Genomic DNA, 18,222 nt, shown 5'->3' with positions numbered 1-18,222 from the left:
GCTCGTGATCCGGAAAAGGAGTGTTCCCATGATCAAGTCGTTGGCAATGGTGATCGCAGCGGGCCTGTTGGCCGGCTGCGGCAGCACGCCAAGCGCAGCGCCGGCGGCAGGCAAACCTGCCACGGAGCAGAAAAAAAGCTGCTATCAGGCTGACTGGCAAGCCGAGACCATGCCGGTAATCAACAAGCGCATCGGCAACGAACGGCTGGAGAAATACGACTCCGCGCCCAACGGTCAGGAACAGGGTTGCCCTTGACGGGTCTGATCAACTAACCGACGGCATCGGCGGCCTTTGGCCCCGCTGCGAGGATTGGCAATGAAAGGCGTTTTCGCCCTGGCAGCCCTGGCCCTATTGGCCGGTTGCAGCAGCATGAACATGTTCAACAAGGCAGAGCCGGAAGGTAAGTGGACCACCTGGACCTGCGACAGCAAGGCCGAGGTCAACTGGCGCTTCGCCAACCAGGCCCGCAGTGAGGTGGATGTACGCCTCGGCGGTTCCGACCAGGTTTATCGCCTCAAACAGGATGTGGCGGCTTCGGGCGTGCTGTACAGCAACGACCAGTTGGCGTTTCACACAAAAGGTGAGGAAGGCCTGGTTTACTGGGTTGCCACTGACGATTTGATCGGGCGGGGCTGCAAGGCCCAATAAGATTTCAACTTTGATGAGATCCAAATGTGGAAGGGGGCTTGCCCCCGATAGCGGTTTGTCAGCACCCCCATGTGCTGACTGAGGCACTGTCATCGGGGGCAAGCCCCCCTTCCACATCAGCAATAACGATTCAGCACGCCAGGCATGCAAAGCCTGACCTGCAATAACTTGAATAGCAGCCGCTGCTACGGCAGGCTTGCACGATTAACGACCCTCGACCGGGAGAGACAACACAATGGCACTTATCAGCATGCGTCAAATGCTGGACCACGCAGCCGAGTTCGGCTACGGCGTCCCAGCCTTTAACGTCAACAACCTTGAGCAGATGCGCGCCATCATGGAAGCCGCTGACAAGACCGACTCCCCAGTGATCGTCCAGGCTTCGGCCGGTGCGCGCAAATACGCCGGTGCCCCGTTCCTGCGTCACCTGATCCTCGCCGCGATCGAAGAATTCCCGCACATCCCGGTGTGCATGCACCAGGACCACGGCACCAGCCCTGACGTGTGCCAGCGTTCCATCCAACTGGGCTTCAGCTCGGTGATGATGGACGGCTCCCTCGGCGAAGACGGCAAGACCCCGACCGACTACGAGTACAACGTACGCGTAACCCAACAAACCGTGGCCATGGCCCACGCCTGCGGCGTTTCGGTTGAAGGCGAACTGGGTTGCCTGGGCTCCCTGGAAACCGGCATGGCCGGTGAAGAAGACGGCATCGGCGCCGAAGGCGTGCTGGATCACAGCCAGATGCTGACCGACCCGGAAGAAGCCGCCGACTTCGTCAAGAAGACCCAAGTGGACGCCCTGGCGATCGCTATCGGCACCAGCCACGGCGCCTACAAGTTCACCAAGCCACCGACCGGCGACGTACTGGCCATCGACCGCATCAAGGAAATCCACAAGCGCATCCCTAACACCCACCTGGTGATGCACGGTTCTTCCTCGGTCCCGCAGGAATGGCTGGCGATCATCAACCAGTACGGCGGCGACATCAAAGAAACCTACGGCGTACCGGTTGAAGAAATCGTCGAAGGCATCAAGTACGGCGTGCGCAAGGTCAACATCGACACCGACCTGCGCCTGGCGTCCACCGGCGCGATGCGCCGCCTGATGGCCACCAACCCGAGCGAGTTCGACCCGCGCAAGTTCTTCGGCGCGACTGTGACCGCGATGCGTGATGTGTGTATCGCTCGTTACGAAGCCTTCGGCACTGCGGGCAACGCTTCGAAGATCAAGCCGATCTCGTTGGAAGCGATGTACCAGCGTTATCTGAAAGGTGAGTTGAACGCTAAGGTGAATTGAGCCTCAGGCGTTAAAAAAGAAGCCCGCAGCGATGCGGGCTTTTTTTTGGCAGGAAATCAGTCTTGCGCCTATCGGGCATTGCCTGCTCGAATCGAGGCCGATCCGTTCACTCGTGATCAATATCCAACTTGGCAAACGTCACCTTCGCGCCTTCCTTGCTGTCCCCGCTGTTGTCCTGCACATATGCGCCCGCCTTGAAGTACAAGGGCTTGGCGGCCCACGCCGCACCAATGCGCTCGTTCCACTCACTGTCAGCGGCGTACACGCTGAGCAGGCCGGCCTTGTTGAGGTTGATCACGTAGGTGAAGCTTTTCTCCAGCGGCACATTGGACGCGACGATGATCACGCGGCTTTCATCTTCGTCCGGGCGCATGCGCACCTTGGCGACGATGTTGCCGGTCTGGGTCTTTTCCTTGAACTGGTATTCGAGCTTGATCAGCGGTTTCTGGCTGTCGTAGGCGTGGATCTGGCCGATGACGATCTTGCCGCTGGAGGGCACCTGGTTGACCGCCAGGGTGGCGCGCAGGAAGTTGTCGGCTTCGGGGTAGGTCCAGTTGCGCAGGCGGCCGTCGGCGTAGGTTTCGCGCAGTTCGCTGCGCGGGTACACGGCGTTTTCGGTGCGGGTGCCGGTGACGGGGGTCCAGAATTGCACGTTGCTGCCTTCGGCCTGGAAGTATTGGTCGTTGAAGCCGCTGAGTAGCTTTGGCGTGTCGATGGTCGCGGGGGGCGAGCCGACCGGAATGCTCAGGTTCCAAGTGGAGAGGTCGATCATGGCATTGGCCTTTTACAGGGGGTGAAGGCTTTGGCCCGGGGGCCTGACAGGTTCTTTATAGGCGGTGGTCAGCCAGTTGTTAAACACTTGCTGGCAATTTATTGGCGCCAAGGGAATGCCAAAAAGCCATGTTTCCCATGAACCGTGGGCTGTAGAGGTTGACCGTTAGTCGGCTGACTGAACTTTGGCGCAATGATGGCGTCCACGTCACTTCTGATTTTCAGGATCCGGGGCTAGAGTGAGGCCTCAATGTTTGTCCGGGTTTTCTCTCAGAAGTGACCGGAGTAGACCCAAGGAAGAGACCTAGCATGGAATGCGCTCCACCTCATGGCGATGGCAGTTCGGTTCTTCTGGTGGTCGATGACTACCCGGAAAATCTGATCAGCATGCGTGCGCTTCTGCAACGTGATGATTGGGTGGTGATCACCGCCGCGTCCGGGGTGGAAGCCCTCGAGTTGCTGCTGCAGCATGAGGTCGACCTGGTGCTGCTGGATGTGATGATGCCCGGCATGGACGGTTTCGAAGTCGCTCGCTTGATGCGCGGCAGCCAGCGCACGCGCATGACCCCGATCATTTTCCTGAGTGCCAACGCCCAATCCCCCGCCGCCGTGCTGGAAGGCTACGCCAGCGGCGCCATCGACTACCTGTTCAAGCCCTTCGACCCGCACATCCTCAAGCCCAAGGTCCAGGCGTTGCTGGAGCACCAGCGCAACCGCCGGGCCTTGCAGCGCCTGAGCCATGACCTGGAGTCCGCCCGGGCGTTCAATGCCTCGGTATTGGACAATGCCGCCGAGGGCATCCTGGTGGTGAGTGAAGAGGGCGTGATCGAATACGCCAACCCGGCGATTTCGCGCCTGCTCAATGCCACGATCCAGGAACTGCAAGGCCAGGACTTCCTGAGTTTCCTGCAAAAGCCCCATGTGCCCACATGGCCAGATTCGCAAATGTACGCCGACTACCGCCGCGGTGAAACCTGGCGCCTGCACGATGCGCTCCTGCGCACCAGCCGTGGCCAGCAAGTGCCGGTGGCGTTGTCCTGCGCGCCGCTGCCCGCAGAACAGAAGGCCATGGTGGTGACGGTGCTGGATATGTCCGAAGTGCGCCACCTGCACCAGCAGCTGGAATTCCAGGCCGTGACGGATCCGCTGACCGGGCTGTTGAACCGGCGCGGTTTCTACCAGGCGGTGGAAAACACCTTATCCCGCAGTGAGCGGACAGAGCAGTCCCTGGTGTTGCTGTACCTGGACCTTGACGGTTTCAAGCGGGTCAACGATTCCCTGGGCCATGATGCCGGCGACCGTGTATTGCGCTGGGTCTCGGAGCAATTGCAGGGTTGTCTGCGCTCCTACGACATTATCGGCCGCATGGGCGGCGATGAATTCACGGCGTTGCTGGAGCTGGAGTTTCCGGAGCAGGCGGCAAAGATCTCGGAAAAGCTGATCGAGCGAGTGTCGGTGTGCCAGCAGGTCGACGGTTTGGATGTGATGCTCGGCGTCAGCATCGGCATTGCCACCTTCCCGGATTGCGGCTCGGATTTGAGTGGTTTGCTGCGCGCGGCCGACATCGCCATGTACGAAGCCAAGCGCGCCGGCCGCCAGCAATATCGTTATTACGACCAGGAAATGAACGGTCGCGCCCGCTCGCGGTTGATGCTTGAAGACAGCGTGCGCACGGCGATTCAAAACAAGGATTTCACCCTGGTCTATCAGCCCCAGGTTTCGCTGGTGGATGGGCGTTTGCGCGGCGTTGAGGTGTTGTTGCGCTGGCGGCACCCCAGCGTCGGAGATGTGCCGCCGGGGCTGTTTTTACCCTTGCTGGAAGAGGCGCGGCTGATCAGTCAACTGAGCGCGTGGATCTATCAGCAGATCGCCGCCCAGCGCCAGGCGTGGCAAGCCGCGTTCGACGATGAATTGGTGCTGAGCGTGAGCCTGAGCAGCAGCCAGTTCAATATGCCTAACCTGGTGAACCAACTGCAGCAGATGCTGGAGCGCTATGGGCTGGAGGGGTACCAGTTGGAGGTGGAAATCAGCGAGGACTGCCTGATGAGTAACCTGGAAGAGGCCGCCAAGCAGCTCAAGTTGCTGCGCCGTATTGGGGTGCGTATCGCCCTGGATGACTTCGGTTCGGGGCAATGTTCCCTGGCGCATTTGCGCGACCTGGCCTTCGATACGCTCAAGCTTGATCCGCAATTGGTTGCGCGGCTGCCGGGCTCGGTGCGGGACGCGGCGATGGCGCGCAGTATTATCGAGCTGTGCAGGCATTTTGAGGTGGTCGTGGTGGCCGAGGGCGTGGAAACCCAGGAGCAGGCCCAGTGGCTCAAGGCCCAGGGTTGCCCGTTTATCCAGGGGCCGTGGGCGGCGCAGCCCCTGATGGCTGAAGAAGTGGTCGACTGGTCACGCGCCCGCGTGCGCTGAATTCGCTACACTGGCGCCCATCCGAATCCTGTTGCAGACCCCAATGACCGCGCTGAAATACCTCCAGGCCTACCCCGCTGCCCTCCAGGAGCAAGTGCGCCAACTGATCGCCAAGGACCAGTTGGGCGCCTACCTGGAACAGCGTTACCCCGACCGCCATGGGGTGCAGAGCGACAAAGCCCTGTACGCCTATGCCCAGGCCTTGAAGCAGGAACACCTGCGCAACGCGCCGGCCATCGACAAAGTGCTGTTCGATAACCGCCTGGACCTGACCCACCGCGCCCTGGGCCTGCACACCACGATTTCGCGGGTGCAGGGCGGCAACCTCAAATCCAAGAAAGAGATCCGCATTGCCTCGCTGTTCAAAGAGGTCGCGCCGCAATTCCTGCGCATGATCGTGGTTCACGAGCTGGCGCACTTCAAGGAATCGGACCACAACAAAGCGTTCTACAAACTCTGCGACTACATGATGCCCGGCTACCACCAGGTGGAATTCGACCTGCGGGTGTACCTCACGTATCGCGACCTGCAGGGCAAGCCCTGACCGCACAAGGCGACCAACCATGGATGTGAGCAAGACCAAAAGCAGCTTCTACCGCCGGCTGTACGTGGCGTACCTGATCGACAGTGGGCTGGCCAGCAGCGTCCCGGCGCTGACCGAGGTCACCGGCATGCCCCGGCGCACCGCGCAGGACACGATTGCGGCGCTGGCGGACCTGGATATTGTGTGTGAGTTCGAGCAGGAGGATGGGGCCCGCAACCATGCCGGGCATTATCGGATTCGCGATTGGGGCGCGATTGATCGGGGGTGGATCGAGGTGAATCTCAGCCAGATCAAGCGGGTTCTGGGTTACCCCTGAGTTCAGCGGTGGCGGGGCCGACGCTATCGGGAGCAAGCCTCAAGTACGCCGCATCCCGATATGCGGAATGTCATCCTCCAGGTATTCCTCTCCCGCCACCACAAACCCATACCGCCCGTAATACCCCTGCAGATGGGCCTGGGCTGACAGGAAGATCGGCGTCTCAGGCCAGATATCGTCAATCTGCCTGAGGGTTTCTTCCATCATCTGGTGCCCCAGCCCGGTGCCCCGTGCAACCGGCGCCACGATTACACGGCCGATCACCACGTCGCCGCCCTGGGACTCCGGGTCCAGCAGCCGCAGGTAGGCCACCAGCTCGTCGTCTTTCCAGGCCATCAGGTGATGGGTATCGCCCGCCAGGTCTTGCCCGTCGATATCCTGGTAGACGCACTTCTGCTCGACAACAAAGACCTCGCCGCGCAAACGCAAAATGGCGTACAGCTGCTCCTTGCCAAGGTCGGTGTGATGTTTACAGACCCAATCGACTGTCATGGTGTGTTCTCGCTTGAATGTCTGTTCTGGATAGTAAGCGCAGCGGGCGACTCTGTCTAAATCGACTATTTTTGTGAATGAAATCAATTTGCCATCATTGAGTGCTCTCGACGCCCGTTTCTTTGTGTAATCTGAGCTAATGTTAGAACCTCAGGCCCTGCCTGAGCCAAGGCCACCGCCTGCCGCCAAGGATTTTGAGCATGCCGCGATTGTCTCGTGCCGTTGCTTTGATTGGAGTGTTGTTGCTGGCGACACCTGTGTTCGCACAGCGTCTGCGCCTGGTCGCGGATGCCTGGCCACCGTTTACCGATGCCACCTTGATCAACGGTGGCCTGGCCACCGATATAGTCACCACGGCCCTGGCCCGTGCGGGCTATGCCAGCGACTTCCAACAGGTGCCCTGGGCGCGGGCGCTGATGGGGGTGGGCGACGGGCGCTATGACGTGCTGGTCAACGCCTGGTACGACGAGGCCCGTACACAATTGGGGCAGTTTTCCGGCGAATACCTGCTCAATCGCGTACGTTTCATCAAGCGCCGTGACGATCCCATCGAGTTCCAGAACCTGGAGCAGTTGCACGACTATCCCATTGCCGTGGTGCGCGGTTATGCCTATTCAGCGGCGTTCGATGGGGATGGGCAGTTGCAGAAAGTGCCGGTGCATAACTTCGCCATGGCGGTGCGCATGCTGGCGGCGCAGCGGGTGCGGTTGACCGTGGAGGATGAGTATGTGGCGCGCTATTACTTGTCGCGCGAGTCGGTGCGGGTGCGCAATGCGGTGGAGTTTCTGCCCACACCGCTGAGCGAAAACAGCCTGCATATCCTGGTCAGCCTGAAGAACCCTGAGCATGCGCAGATCGTTGCCGGTTTTGACCGCGAGATTGCCAGGATGAAGGCGGATGGCAGTTATGAGCGGTTGATGAAGGCCCATGGCATGTAGGGCCTGTGCGGGCCTCATCGGGGGCAAGCCCCCTTCCACAGTTTTGATTTGTAAACACAGTCAACATGTGGGAGGGGGCTTGCCCCCGATAGCGGTCTAAGCCGCGCTGGTGTCCTTGATCAAATGCGCCGCCAGCGTGCGCAACGGTCCCAACTGTCTGCATATCAACGCCAACTGCGTCTGCACCAGCCGCTGCCCTTCATCAATCTCATCCGGCATCTGCTCCAGGTCCGCCGCCAAGGCCTCCTCGGCATCGCTCTGAATCGCAATCGGCTGCTTGTTCGCCAGCCCGGTGGCGATTTCGTCAATGCTCGCCGCCAGGCTATTGCCGGCGCCATCGATCAAGTGCGCGCGCACCTCGGCCGGCAGTTGGGTTTCGCGGTGTGCCCCGAGCCCCGACAGGTAGCTGAGCAAGGTGTGCGACAGCACCAGGAAGCGGAAGCCCACATCCGCTTCCTTACGGAAATGCCCAGGCTCCATCAGCATATTCGCCAGGGTGGTGGACAGCGCCGCATCGGCGTTGTGGGCATTGCGCCGGGCCAGGCGGTAGGCCAGGTCGTCGCTCTTGCCGGCGGCGTATTGCTGCATGATCTGGCGCAGGTAGATGCTGTTGCAGGTCAGGGTGTTGGCCAGCACTTTGTTCAGTCGTCGGCCTTGCCAGTCCGGGAGGAACAGGAACACCGCCAGGCCCGCGATCAGGCTGCCGAGCAGGGTATCGAACAGGCGTGGCAGGAACAGTCCGTAGCCATCGCCCACCTGGTTGAAGCAGAACAGCACCATCAGGGTGATCGCCGCCGTGGCCAGGGTGTAGCGGGTGGTGCGGTTGATAAAGAACACCAGGCCGGCGGCGATGGCGAACATTGATTGCACCAGCGGGCTTGGGAACAGGTCGAACAGCGCCCACGCCACGGTGAGGCCGATGGCGGTGCCGATGATTCGCTGGCCGAGCTTGCGCCGCGTGGCACCGTAGTTCGGTTGGCAAACGAACAGCGTGGTGAGGATGATCCAGTAGCCCTGGGAGGCGTGGATCGCATGCAGCATGCCGTAGCCGACGGTCAGCGCCAGGGACAGGCGCAGCGCATGGCGGAACAGCAGCGATGTCGGCGTGAGTTGGGTACGCAGGCGCGTCCACATTTCCTTCAGGTTGCGTGGGGCGCGGTCCAGCAGGTTGCTGTCGGTGGCATCGGCCAGGGCGTCGGGGTTGCTGGCGTCGCCGAGCAGGCGGTCAAGGGTGGACAGGTTGGCCGCCAGGGCGCGCAAGGAGCGCAGCAGGCCGCGCCAGGCCGGGTTGCTCTGGATGCGCAGGTGTTCCAGGGAGGCGTTCAGGTCGCTGAGGGCTTCGGCGAAGCTGTCGTCATAGATGAACGGCTGGCGCAACTGGATCGACTCGGCCAGGGACTGGCAGGCCTTGCCTTGCTGGCGCAACAGGCGTTGGCAGCGGAACAGCACATCGCTGTGGAAGAACGCATCGGCCAGGGCGTTGTAAGGATAGTGGGACGAGCTGGCGCGTTCGTGGATGTCCTGGGCCAGGAAGTACAGCTTGAGGTAGCGACTGACCTTCGACCCCGGCCGGCCATTGCCGACGCGGTGCAGGATGATTTCCTTCGCCGCATTCAGCGCCGCCACCACCCGGCCGTTTTGCTGGGCGAGTTCCAGGCGGCGGGCTTCCACGTCCAGTTGGCGAATCGGTTCGAACAACGACGACTTGAGCTTCAGGTAGCGCCCCAGCTCACGGAACAACCGCGCCAGGCTCTGCTGCACCGGCTGGTTGGAAAACAGCGCCTGCCACAGCACCGACAACGCGCCGTACCAGGCGGCGCCGGCCACCAGCAGCAACGGCTCATGCCAGAAATCACTGACGGCGCCGCCGCGCTGGTCCACGCCGATCATGGTGTAGACCGACAGGATCAAGGTGGCCGAAGCAATCGCACCATAGCGTTCGCCCAAGGCGCCGAGCATGGTCAGGCAGAACGTGGCCAGGGCCAGGGAGATGGCGAAAATCCAGGGGTAGGGGAACAACAGCTCCACCGACAGCGCGGCAATGCTGAAACACACCAGCGTCACCGCCAGGGCGTTGAGGCGGCCTTGCCAACTGTCGTCGGTCTCGGCCAGGGCGCTGGCGATAATCCCCAGGAACAGCGGGATCAGCAGGGTCATTTCATCCTGATACCAGCACAGCGCCATGCTGCCGGTGAGGGCGATAAACACCCGGATGCTGTAGCTGAATTTATCCAGCGCCCACAGGCGCCGCATGGACTGCTTGAACGAGGTCGATGACATGAAGTCTGGAGTCTTCCGGGACGATGCCGCTAAATTGAGCCATCAGTGACGCCACGGCAAGGGTGGTGATCACATCTGTCAGCAAATTATTCCCAGGCATACCGCAAATCAAATGTGGGAAGGAGCCAGCCCCCTCCCACATTCATCAGGCGTACTGCGCTGCGGCGTAACCCGAGGCCCACGCCCACTGGAAGTTAAACCCGCCCAGATGCCCGGTCACATCCAGCACTTCCCCAATAAAGTACAAGCCCGGGCTTTTCAGCGATTCCATGGTCTTGGACGAGACTTCCCGCGTATCCACGCCGCCCAAGGTCACCTCGGCTGTGCGGTAGCCTTCGGTGCCCGCCGGCACCAGCTGCCAGCTCGAGAGTTTTTGCGCGATGTCGGCCACTTCGGCGTGGGTGTACTGCTTCATCGGCTTGGACGCGAACCAGGTGTCCGCCAGCAGGTTGGCCATCTTCTTGGTGAAGATTTCACCCAGCAGGGTTTTCAGCTCGCTGTTGGGGCGCTCGACCTGCTGCTGTTGCAGCCAGGTGTGGGCGTCGTGGTCGGGCAGCAGGTTGATCTCCAGCGTGTCGCCGGACTCCCAGTAGGAGGAAATCTGCAGAATCGCCGGGCCGCTGAGGCCGCGATGGGTAAACAGGAGGTTCTCGCGAAAGCTCTGGCCGTTGCAGCTGACCAGGCAATCCACCGAGGTCCCGGACAGCTCGCCACACAAGTCCTTGAGCTGGTCGGTGATGGTGAACGGCACCAGCCCGGCGCGGGTCGGCAACAGCTCATGGCCGAACTGCCTGGCGACTTGATAGCCAAAGCCGCTGGCGCCCAGGGTCGGGATCGACAGGCCGCCGGTGGCGATCACCAGGGATTCGCAGCGCAGTTCACCCAAGGTGGTCTGCAACTGGTAGCCGCTGTCGAGCTTGGCGATTTCTTCAATCGAAGTGTCCAGGTGCAGGCTCACGCCGGTCTGGATGCATTCGTCCAACAGCATGCCGAGGATGTCGCTGGATTTGTTATCGCAGAACAGCTGGCCGAGTTTCTTCTCGTGGTACGGCACGCCGTGCTTGGCCACCAGGCCGATGAAATCCCACTGGGTGTAACGGGCCAGGGCCGACTTGCAGAAGTGCGCGTTGTGCGAGAGGAAATTGGCCGGCTCGGTGTACATATTGGTGAAATTGCAGCGGCCACCGCCGGACATCAGGATCTTCTTGCCGGCCTTGTTCGCATGGTCGAGCAACATCACCTTGCGCCCACGCCCGGCGGCGGTCAGTGCGCACATCAAGCCTGCGGCGCCGGCGCCAATGATCACAACTTCGGTCGAGCGCACAGCAATGTCCTCATAAAAATACGGGTCTGGAATGCAATCAAAACTGGGGGCGGGGGGTTGCTGTGGTGAGGGGAGCTTGCTCCCGATTCAATGGGGCTGCTTCGCAGCCCAGCGCGGGGCAAGCCCGCTCACCACAGCAAGCCCGCTCCCACATTGGATCTCCATATAGGTCGGAGATCGTGTTACAGGATCCGAACGCGCAACGAGCGGCCTTTGATCTTGCCGTCGTTCAAGCGCTGCAACGCCTGCTTGGCGATGCCGCGTTCCACGGCCACGAATGCCTGGAAGTCGAAGATCGCGATCTTGCCGACCTGGGCACCCGGGATGCCGGCTTCGCCCGTCAATGCGCCGAGGATGTCGCCCGGGCGCACCTTGTCTTTGCGTCCGGCGGCGATGCACAGGGTGCTCATCACCGGCAGCAGCGGACCACCGCTTTGCGGCTTGAGGTTGTCCAGTTGGTCCCAGTTCAGCGGCGACTTCTGCAGTTGCTCGATGGCTTGGGCGCGGTGTGCTTCGGACGGCGCCACCAGGCTGATGGCGATGCCGGTCTCACCGGCACGACCGGTACGGCCCACGCGGTGGATGTGGATTTCCGAGTCGCGGGCCAGTTCGACGTTGATGACCATGTCCAGCGCGTCGATGTCCAGGCCGCGGGCGGCGACGTCGGTGGCCACCAGCACCGAGGTACTGCGGTTGGCGAACATCGCCAATACCTGGTCACGGTCGCGCTGTTCCAGGTCGCCATGCAGGCCGACGGCGGAGATGCCCTTGGCCGTCAGGTGGTCGACGGTTTCCTGCACTTGCTGCTTGGTGAAGCAGAACGCCACGCAGGAGGCCGGGCGGAAATGCGCCAGCACCTTGGTCACGGCGTCCATGCGCTCTTCCGGGGAAATCTCGTAGAAGCGCTGCTCGATCTGGTCGTCGGAGTGGAACGCTTCGGCTTTCACTTGCTGCGGCGCGCGCATGAATTTCGAGGCCAGTTGCTTGATGCTCACCGGGTAGGTGGCCGAGAACAGCAGGGTCTGGCGGCGCGGCGGGGTCTTGCTGATGATGTCTTCGATGGCGTCGTAGAAGCCCATGTCGAGCATGCGGTCGGCTTCGTCGAGGATCAGGGTGTTCAAGCCGTCCAGCACCAGCGAACCCTTGCGCAGGTGTTGCTGGATACGGCCCGGGGTGCCGACGATCACGTGGGCGCCGTGCTCCAGGGAAGCGATCTGCGGGCCGAGGGACACGCCGCCGCACAGGGTCAGGACCTTGATGTTGTCTTCGGCGCGGGCCAGGCGGCGGATTTCCTTGGCGACCTGGTCGGCCAGCTCACGGGTCGGGCACATCACCAGGGCCTGGCAGCCGAAGTAGCGCGGGTTGATCGGGTTCAGCAGGCCAATGCCGAACGCCGCGGTCTTGCCGCTGCCGGTCTTGGCCTGGGCAATCAGGTCCAGCCCCTTGAGGATCACCGGCAAGCTTTGCGCCTGGATCTGCGTCATCTCGACATAACCCAGCGAGTCGAGGTTAGCCAGCATGGCGGCGGACAGGGGCAAAGTATTAAAAGCGGTGGCGATGGTAGTCACGGGACTGGCTCTGCAAAACAAAATGTCGCGCAGTGTACCAGCCCTGTGGGAATTTCCCCGCAAGTTCTAGACGAGACGCCGGTTAATGCTCGATATGCTGTTCCGGGCTGGCCGCCCGTTTGCCGTCTTGGGGCGACAGTTGCAGGAAGATCGCCGCCGCCAGCATTGCCATGATGCCCACGGTGAGGAAGGTCAGCTGGAACGCGCCGAGCACCGTGCTCACGCCGTCGTTGCCCGATTCTGCGGTAAACCCGCCGAGCAATGCACCGGCACAGGCCACCCCCAGGCTCAGGGACAGTTGCGCCACCACCGACAGCAGACTGTTGCCGCTGCTGGCCTGGGCGTCATCAAGGTCGATGAGGGTGACGGTGTTCATCGCGGTAAATTGCAGCGAGTTGATCGCCCCCAGCACCGCCAGCATGGCCAGCAGCAGCGGGTAGGGCGTCTGTTCGCTGACCAGGCCCATGCTCGCCAGCATGATGCCCAGGGCCAGGGTGTTGCCGGTCAGCACCACGCGATAACCCAGACGCTCGATCAACGGACGCGCCACCGACTTGGCGAACATCGCCGCCGCCGCCAGGGGCAGCATGCTCATGCCGGCCTGGGACGGCGAGTACCCCAGGGCCACCTGCAGCAGCAACGGCACCAGGAACGGCAAGGCACCGCTGCCCAGGCGCGCGAACAGGTTGCCGAGGATGCCCACCGCGAAGGTGCGGGTCTTGAACAGCGCCGGTGAAAACAGCGGGTTATCGATATGCCCGGCGCGCAGCCAGTACGCCGCCAGGCACGCCAACCCGCCGAACAGCAGCAGCATCACCCGCAGGTGCGGCAGGTGCAGCTCGCCCAGGCCTTCCATGGCAATGGTGATCAGCACCATCGCCGCGCCGAACAACAGAAAGCCGAGGCCATCGAAGCGTGTGCGCTCGCTGCCGCGCAGGTCAGGGATGAATTTCCACACGGCGTAGCAACCGATCATGCCCACCGGCAGGTTGATCAGGAAGATCCAGTGCCAGGTCAGGTATTGCACCATCCAGCCGCCCATGGTCGGGCCGAGCAAGGGCCCGAGCAGACCGGGGATGGTGATGAAGCCCATGATCCGCACCAGTTCGGAGCGGGGGTAGGCACGTAGCACCACGAGCCGCCCGACCGGCAGCATCAGCGCACCGCCGAGGCCCTGGATGACCCGCGCGCCCACCAGCATGGTCAGGCTGCTGGACAGGGCGCACAGCAAGGAGCCGATGCTGAACAGCATGATCGCACCGAAGAAAATCTTCTTGGTGCCGAAGCGGTCGGCGATCCAGCCCGAGGCCGGGATCAGCAGGGCGACGGTGAGCATGTAGGCGATCACCACCCCTTGCATGCGCAGCGGGTTTTCCGCCAGGTCCCGGGCCATGGCCGGCAGCGCCGTGTTGAGAATCGTCCCATCCAGCGATTGCATGAAGAAGGCAATCGCGACCACCCAGGGGAGCCAGCGGGCGGTCTTGGCATCGAGAGGGGCACGCTCTGGCATGGGGTACCTTTTTGTTAGCCGGCTATGTGTCGGCGATTATGCGCCATTCGTCGCTCCTTTTCCCACTGGCGGTTCATCTAAGTCCGACAAGTTCGCGTGCTCTCCCACCAGGAAATCCAACAACGCCCGGTGCACCGCCAAAGCCGCCTCGCGGGACTCCAGGTCGAGTAAATGCCCAGTGTGTTCGGCCACCGCAAAGCTGCTGTGGCCCACGTACTGTTTGAACAGTCGGGCCTCGGCGGCGGGGGTGTATTCGTCCAGCGCACCATTGAGAAAGTGCACCGGGGTTTCGATCTGCCGCAGCGCCGGCAGGTAGTTGCCATCACCCAATGCCAGCACCTGGTGGATATGAAAGCGCGCCTGACGGTACTCGGTGGTGGCCATGTTCGACAGGTGCCGATGGTTGTTGCGCTTGAGGCGTGGCGACAGGTATTTGCCGACGGTCTCGTTCAGCAGGTGGCCGACGGCGGATTTGTCATCGGCCTCGATCAGCACCCGCACGCGCTCCACATAGTCGAGCATGGCCTGGTTGAGGTTGGGCGCCAGGGCCATCACCACCGAGCTTTCGATCGACGGCGGGTTGTGCGCCAGGGTCAGCAGCGTGGAGATGCCGCCCCAGGAGGCCGAGACCAGGTGGTTGACCTGGAAGCGCTCGACCAGGGCGCGCAGGATTTGCACCTCGTCATCCTTGGTCACCAGATCCAGGTCGGTGTTGTGTTCGCGGGAATAGCCCGAGAAGGGCAGGTCGAACAACAACACATTGAAATGCTCGGCCAGGCATTTGCTGGTACGGGCGAATGAGCGTGTGGTGGACAGTGCGCCATTGACCATCAGGATGGTCTTCTTTTCCGAATCGTTTCCCAACTGCTCAACATGAACGTTGTAGTGCTTGAACAGCTTTTCTATGACAAAACTTCCATGGTTCATGTCAACGCTCCAGCTTGCCCTTCCCGGGCAAGGTCGTGCTCTCGTGGGTGAGGTGGCGGGGTGCCACTAACCGTTATAACGAGGTTTTCCGCAGGCGACAACAGGCTGCCCGTGCAGACTGGGAGGAAGAGAATCTACGGTAGGAAGGGCTGAAACCGGGATGTCTGAAATCAGCACAGGACAAGGTGGGAGAGGGCAAGCCCGCTCCCACAGGGGGGTGTATCTACAGGGTCAGGGTCAGGCGTTTAACCAGGGCACCCGGTAACAGGTTGGACGCGGTATTGCGCTGGCTATAAGTGCTGGCCGACAGCAGCAGTTCCCGCTCGGCGGTCAGCGCTTCCAGTTGCGAACCGAGCAACTGGTAGACGCTGTCATCAAAACGCATGGTGCTGACCGGCGCCTTGATCTCGCCGTCTTCCACCCAGAACGTGGCGAAGCGCGTCATGCCGGTCAGGCGTGCGGCGGGCAGGTCGGAGTAGTTCAGGTACCACAGGTTGCTGATGTAGAGCCCGGTGCCCAGTTGCTTGAGGATCTCGGCCTGGGCCAGGTTGCCCGCCGCGATCTGCAGGGCGCTCGGTGACTCATCGCCGCTGGCGCCGTTGGCGCTGAGGCCATATTCGGCGGCGCTGCGGGAGTTCACCAGTTGGCCCTCGGCCTGGCCGGCATTGATCAGGGTGACGTCACTGCGCGGGTAGCCTTCGCTGGAGAACGCCTGGCTCAGGGAGTCGGTGATATGTTCTTTCACCGTCACCAGGGGGCTCAAGGACTGCTCGCGGGCATACAGCCGTTGCAACGAGCTGCCTTTGCTGGCGATGGCCTGGGCGGAAAAACCACCCCAGGTGATGATGCTGATGATTTCTTCCAACGCCGCCGGCGCGAGGTAGGCGCGGTACTGCCCGGGCGCCACGGTGTGCAGCGGGCGGCCGAGGAATTCCAGCTGTTCACGCGCCAGCTGGAAGCGCCGGGCGAACTCGGCGCTGTCCCAGGCGTCGCCGGCGTAGCTGGCTTTTACCGCCTCGCCATTGGCGTGGAACAGGCTGAAATCGAAGTTGAAGCTATTGGCCTGATGCCAGCCAAACGCACCGTCCGAACTGGCGAAGCCCCGGCTGATCGGGCCGGCGGCATAGAAGCCGACCAGGTCGAGGCCATCGGCGGCCTGGCTGATTTCTTCCAGTACCTGGGCCAGGTCGGGCAAGGGGCGGGCCTGTTCGTGGTGGCTTTGCCAGGCGTTGTGGTTGAGCAGCAGGTACGGGTCATGGGGCAGCAGCGGCAGGGTTTCGCGCAATTGCCGCAGGCCGTCGGCGAGGCGCTGGCGATCCAGCTCGGGCTCGCCGGCCAGGGTGATGCCGAGGTCGGCATGGCGGCCATCGTTGATCAGCTTGAGGTTGAGGCTGGCCTGCTGCACGTGCCCGGCCTGACGCACCTTGGCGTGGTTGAAGCGCACGAACTCGGACGATTCTGCCGCATAGCCCAGGTGGAATTGTTCCTTGTCGGTGATGGCCTGCTTGAGCCACTGCACCAATGCCTTGAAGGTGTTCATTCGGCATCTCCTCCAAATACGTCAACGTTGCTGAACACACAGGCCGGCGACGCATGGCCGACGCGGATCACCTGGTTGGGCTCGCCCTTGCCGCAGTTCGGCGTGCCCAGCACCTTGAAGGTGCTGGCGTCGCCCACGGCGCTGAGGTTGCGCCAGAACTGCGCGGAAATCGCCCGGTAGTTGGGGTTCTTTACCACGCCCTTGAGCTCGCCGTTTTCAATCAACTGGCCCCACTCGCAGCCGAACTGGAACTTGTTGCGCGCATCGTCGATGGACCACGAGCGGTTGGTCGACATCAGGATGCCGCTGTCGATGCCGCCGATCAGTTGCGCCAGGCTCTTATCGCCGGCTTCGATATTCAGGTTGGCCATGCGGTCGATCGGCGCGCGGTTCCAGCTGCTGGCGCGGCTGTTGGCCACGCCGCCCATGCCCGAACGGAACTGCGACAACGCCCCACCCAGCGGCTTGAGCAGCAGCCCTTCGCGGATCAGGAATTGCTTGCTGGCGGCGGTGCCGTCGTCGTCATGGCCGTAGCTGGCCAGTTGCTCGGGAATGTCCGGGTCGAACGTCACGTTCAACAGCTTGGAGCCGTATTGCAACTGGCCGAAGTCGCTGGCCTTCACAAAACTGGTGCCGGCGTAATTGCGCTCGTCGCCGAGAATGCGGTCGAGTTCCAGGGGGTGGCCGATGGACTCGTGGATCTGCAGGATCATCTGGTCGGGCATCAGCAGCAGGTCGCGCGGGCCCTGGGGCGTGTTGGGCGCCAGCAGCAGTTGCAGGGCTTCGTCGGCAATGCGCGGCGCGGCGCCCACCAGGCCGAAGCGGCTGATCACGTCAAACCCGCCTTGCTGGCCGAAGTTACTGCCGCCGAGGGTGCGCGATTGGCTGTCGGTGCCGTCGTAGGCGGTGACGTTGACGCCGGGGAACACAAACCGCTGGGCCTGGCGCAGTTCGGCGCCGGCACTGTTGAGGTAGATCTGCTCGACATGGGTCAGGCCGAGGCTGACTTCCCAGTTCACCAGGCGCTCGTCCTGGGGCACCGCAGAGGACTCATCGCCGAGCAGTTGGTAGCAGTCGCTCAAGGACGGGAAGGCGTGCTCGAGGTGCGGCGACAGGTAGTCGGCGACGTCGCTGGACACCGGTTGGTCGCGCAGGTCGAGCAGGGCGTGAGGTTTTATCAGGCGTGCTTGCTGTTCGGCGCGCTCGAGGGCGGCTTGCAGGCCAGGCAGGGAAATATCGTGGGTCGCGGCGTAGGTTTCCACACCGTTCAAACGCACGGTGAGCATGGCGCCTTCGTCGTGGTTCAGGTGCGGCGGTTCGGCGACGTTCTTGCGCACCGACAGGTACTGGCCGGACTCGCGCACGTAACGCAGGGAGAAAAATTCGGCGGTGGTGCGCAGGGCACTGAAGTGCTGCTTGAGTGTGGCGTGGTGTTCGAACATGGGGCCTTCCTTGTGGGCGGCTCAGCGCGGGCAGGCACACAGAGTAGGCCGGGGCTGGGGAGCGATCAAGGAGAGGTGATTCTTTGTGGCAAGTGCCCCTGTGGCGAGCGGGCTTGCCCCGCGTTGGGCTGCGCAGCGGCCCCCAAAAGCTTGGGAGCGCTGCGCACTCCAGCGCGGGGCAAGCCCGCTCACCACAGAGTTTGGCG

Annotated in this window: 16 protein-coding genes; 7 read left to right on the top strand and 9 right to left on the bottom strand. The window is 62.4% G+C overall.

What is annotated here, in order from left to right; translation table 11 throughout:
• Window positions 1–28: 28 nt before the first annotated feature.
• The 3 genes from C8K58_RS05630 (at window position 29) to fba (ending at window position 1,949) form a co-directional block, all read left to right on the top strand.
• Window positions 29–256, top strand: a complete 228-nt coding sequence (locus C8K58_RS05630; protein WP_027606037.1) for a hypothetical protein — start codon at window positions 29–31, stop codon at window positions 254–256.
• A 60-nt stretch (window positions 257–316) separates the two neighbouring features.
• Entirely contained in the window at window positions 317–649 is a 333-nt protein-coding gene (locus tag C8K58_RS05625; protein ID WP_027606036.1) for an MliC family protein, read from the top strand.
• A gap of 235 nt (window positions 650–884) precedes the next feature.
• The gene (gene fba, locus C8K58_RS05620) at window positions 885–1,949 is read left to right on the top strand and encodes a class II fructose-bisphosphate aldolase (RefSeq protein ID WP_003177554.1); all 1,065 of its coding nucleotides are present in this window, start codon (window positions 885–887) and stop codon (window positions 1,947–1,949) included.
• 106 nt (window positions 1,950–2,055) lie between these two features.
• Here the strand turns inward: fba and C8K58_RS05615 are convergent, their stop codons facing one another.
• The gene (locus C8K58_RS05615; protein WP_027606035.1) at window positions 2,056–2,721 is read right to left on the bottom strand and encodes a polysaccharide lyase family 7 protein; all 666 of its coding nucleotides are present in this window, start codon (window positions 2,719–2,721) and stop codon (window positions 2,056–2,058) included.
• A 308-nt stretch (window positions 2,722–3,029) separates the two neighbouring features.
• On the opposite strand from C8K58_RS05615, the gene C8K58_RS05610 reads away from it, so the two are divergent.
• Genes C8K58_RS05610 through C8K58_RS05600 form a run of 3 tightly spaced genes read left to right on the top strand, consistent with a single transcriptional unit; the run spans window position 3,030 to window position 5,995 of the window.
• The gene (locus tag C8K58_RS05610; RefSeq protein WP_027606034.1) at window positions 3,030–5,135 is read left to right on the top strand and encodes a bifunctional diguanylate cyclase/phosphodiesterase; all 2,106 of its coding nucleotides are present in this window, start codon (window positions 3,030–3,032) and stop codon (window positions 5,133–5,135) included.
• Between the two features lie 43 nt (window positions 5,136–5,178).
• Window positions 5,179–5,679: a M48 family metallopeptidase gene (locus C8K58_RS05605; protein WP_108573360.1), complete on the top strand. Its 501-nt coding sequence runs from the start codon at window positions 5,179–5,181 to the stop codon at window positions 5,677–5,679.
• A 19-nt stretch (window positions 5,680–5,698) separates the two neighbouring features.
• The gene (locus tag C8K58_RS05600) at window positions 5,699–5,995 is read left to right on the top strand and encodes a helix-turn-helix domain-containing protein (protein ID WP_108573358.1); all 297 of its coding nucleotides are present in this window, start codon (window positions 5,699–5,701) and stop codon (window positions 5,993–5,995) included.
• Between the two features lie 39 nt (window positions 5,996–6,034).
• Here C8K58_RS05600 and C8K58_RS05595 read toward each other — a convergent pair whose 3' ends face one another.
• Window positions 6,035–6,487 (bottom strand): GNAT family N-acetyltransferase, encoded by a 453-nt coding sequence (locus tag C8K58_RS05595; RefSeq protein ID WP_027606031.1) that lies wholly within the window; start codon window positions 6,485–6,487, stop codon window positions 6,035–6,037.
• 200 nt (window positions 6,488–6,687) lie between these two features.
• On the opposite strand from C8K58_RS05595, the gene C8K58_RS05590 reads away from it, so the two are divergent.
• Complete coding sequence (locus C8K58_RS05590; RefSeq protein ID WP_027606030.1) at window positions 6,688–7,425, top strand: ABC transporter substrate-binding protein; 738 nt, start codon at window positions 6,688–6,690, stop codon at window positions 7,423–7,425.
• Between the two features lie 96 nt (window positions 7,426–7,521).
• Here C8K58_RS05590 and yccS read toward each other — a convergent pair whose 3' ends face one another.
• The 7 genes from yccS to C8K58_RS05555 form a co-directional block, all read right to left on the bottom strand.
• Window positions 7,522–9,705, bottom strand: a complete 2,184-nt coding sequence (gene yccS / locus C8K58_RS05585; protein WP_092355627.1) for a YccS family putative transporter — start codon at window positions 9,703–9,705, stop codon at window positions 7,522–7,524.
• A gap of 145 nt (window positions 9,706–9,850) precedes the next feature.
• Window positions 9,851–11,029, bottom strand: a complete 1,179-nt coding sequence (locus C8K58_RS05580) for an NAD(P)/FAD-dependent oxidoreductase (protein ID WP_027606028.1) — start codon at window positions 11,027–11,029, stop codon at window positions 9,851–9,853.
• Window positions 11,030–11,211: 182 nt separating this feature from the next.
• Window positions 11,212–12,549, bottom strand: a complete 1,338-nt coding sequence (gene dbpA, locus C8K58_RS05575) for an ATP-dependent RNA helicase DbpA (protein ID WP_235865629.1) — start codon at window positions 12,547–12,549, stop codon at window positions 11,212–11,214.
• A gap of 130 nt (window positions 12,550–12,679) precedes the next feature.
• Window positions 12,680–14,107, bottom strand: coding sequence for a multidrug transporter subunit MdtD (gene mdtD / locus C8K58_RS05570; protein WP_108573355.1), 1,428 nt, complete (start codon window positions 14,105–14,107; stop codon window positions 12,680–12,682).
• A gap of 36 nt (window positions 14,108–14,143) precedes the next feature.
• On the bottom strand, window positions 14,144–15,034 hold the full coding sequence (locus C8K58_RS05565; RefSeq protein WP_027606025.1) for an alpha/beta fold hydrolase: 891 nt from the start codon (window positions 15,032–15,034) through the stop codon (window positions 14,144–14,146).
• Between the two features lie 223 nt (window positions 15,035–15,257).
• Window positions 15,258–16,574: a TldD/PmbA family protein gene (locus tag C8K58_RS05560; protein WP_027606024.1), complete on the bottom strand. Its 1,317-nt coding sequence runs from the start codon at window positions 16,572–16,574 to the stop codon at window positions 15,258–15,260.
• The gene (locus tag C8K58_RS05555) at window positions 16,571–18,016 is read right to left on the bottom strand and encodes a TldD/PmbA family protein (protein WP_027606023.1); all 1,446 of its coding nucleotides are present in this window, start codon (window positions 18,014–18,016) and stop codon (window positions 16,571–16,573) included. Before C8K58_RS05555 ends, C8K58_RS05560 begins: the two co-directional genes overlap by 4 nt.
• Between the last annotated feature and the right edge of the window lie 206 nt (window positions 18,017–18,222).

The sequence above is a fragment of the Pseudomonas sp. GV047 genome, assembly GCF_003058245.1.
Lineage (GTDB): Bacteria > Pseudomonadota > Gammaproteobacteria > Pseudomonadales > Pseudomonadaceae > Aquipseudomonas > Aquipseudomonas marginalis.
Note: the sequence above shows the minus strand (reverse complement) of the source record. Positions and strands in the feature narration are given on the sequence as shown.

Coding starts and splice junctions, on each gene's coding strand:
- C8K58_RS05560 (WP_027606024.1), bottom strand. CDS start 16,574: ATGAACACCTTCAAGGCATTGGTGCAGTGGCTCAAGCAGGCCATCACC.
- C8K58_RS05605 (WP_108573360.1), top strand. CDS start 5,179: ATGACCGCGCTGAAATACCTCCAGGCCTACCCCGCTGCCCTCCAGGAG.
- C8K58_RS05590 (WP_027606030.1), top strand. CDS start 6,688: ATGCCGCGATTGTCTCGTGCCGTTGCTTTGATTGGAGTGTTGTTGCTG.
- C8K58_RS05555 (WP_027606023.1), bottom strand. CDS start 18,016: ATGTTCGAACACCACGCCACACTCAAGCAGCACTTCAGTGCCCTGCGC.
- C8K58_RS05565 (WP_027606025.1), bottom strand. CDS start 15,034: ATGAACCATGGAAGTTTTGTCATAGAAAAGCTGTTCAAGCACTACAAC.
- yccS (WP_092355627.1), bottom strand. CDS start 9,705: ATGTCATCGACCTCGTTCAAGCAGTCCATGCGGCGCCTGTGGGCGCTG.
- C8K58_RS05595 (WP_027606031.1), bottom strand. CDS start 6,487: ATGACAGTCGATTGGGTCTGTAAACATCACACCGACCTTGGCAAGGAG.
- C8K58_RS05625 (WP_027606036.1), top strand. CDS start 317: ATGAAAGGCGTTTTCGCCCTGGCAGCCCTGGCCCTATTGGCCGGTTGC.
- C8K58_RS05600 (WP_108573358.1), top strand. CDS start 5,699: ATGGATGTGAGCAAGACCAAAAGCAGCTTCTACCGCCGGCTGTACGTG.
- C8K58_RS05615 (WP_027606035.1), bottom strand. CDS start 2,721: ATGATCGACCTCTCCACTTGGAACCTGAGCATTCCGGTCGGCTCGCCC.
- fba (WP_003177554.1), top strand. CDS start 885: ATGGCACTTATCAGCATGCGTCAAATGCTGGACCACGCAGCCGAGTTC.
- C8K58_RS05610 (WP_027606034.1), top strand. CDS start 3,030: ATGGAATGCGCTCCACCTCATGGCGATGGCAGTTCGGTTCTTCTGGTG.
- mdtD (WP_108573355.1), bottom strand. CDS start 14,107: ATGCCAGAGCGTGCCCCTCTCGATGCCAAGACCGCCCGCTGGCTCCCC.
- C8K58_RS05630 (WP_027606037.1), top strand. CDS start 29: ATGATCAAGTCGTTGGCAATGGTGATCGCAGCGGGCCTGTTGGCCGGC.
- dbpA (WP_235865629.1), bottom strand. CDS start 12,549: ATGCTGGCTAACCTCGACTCGCTGGGTTATGTCGAGATGACGCAGATC.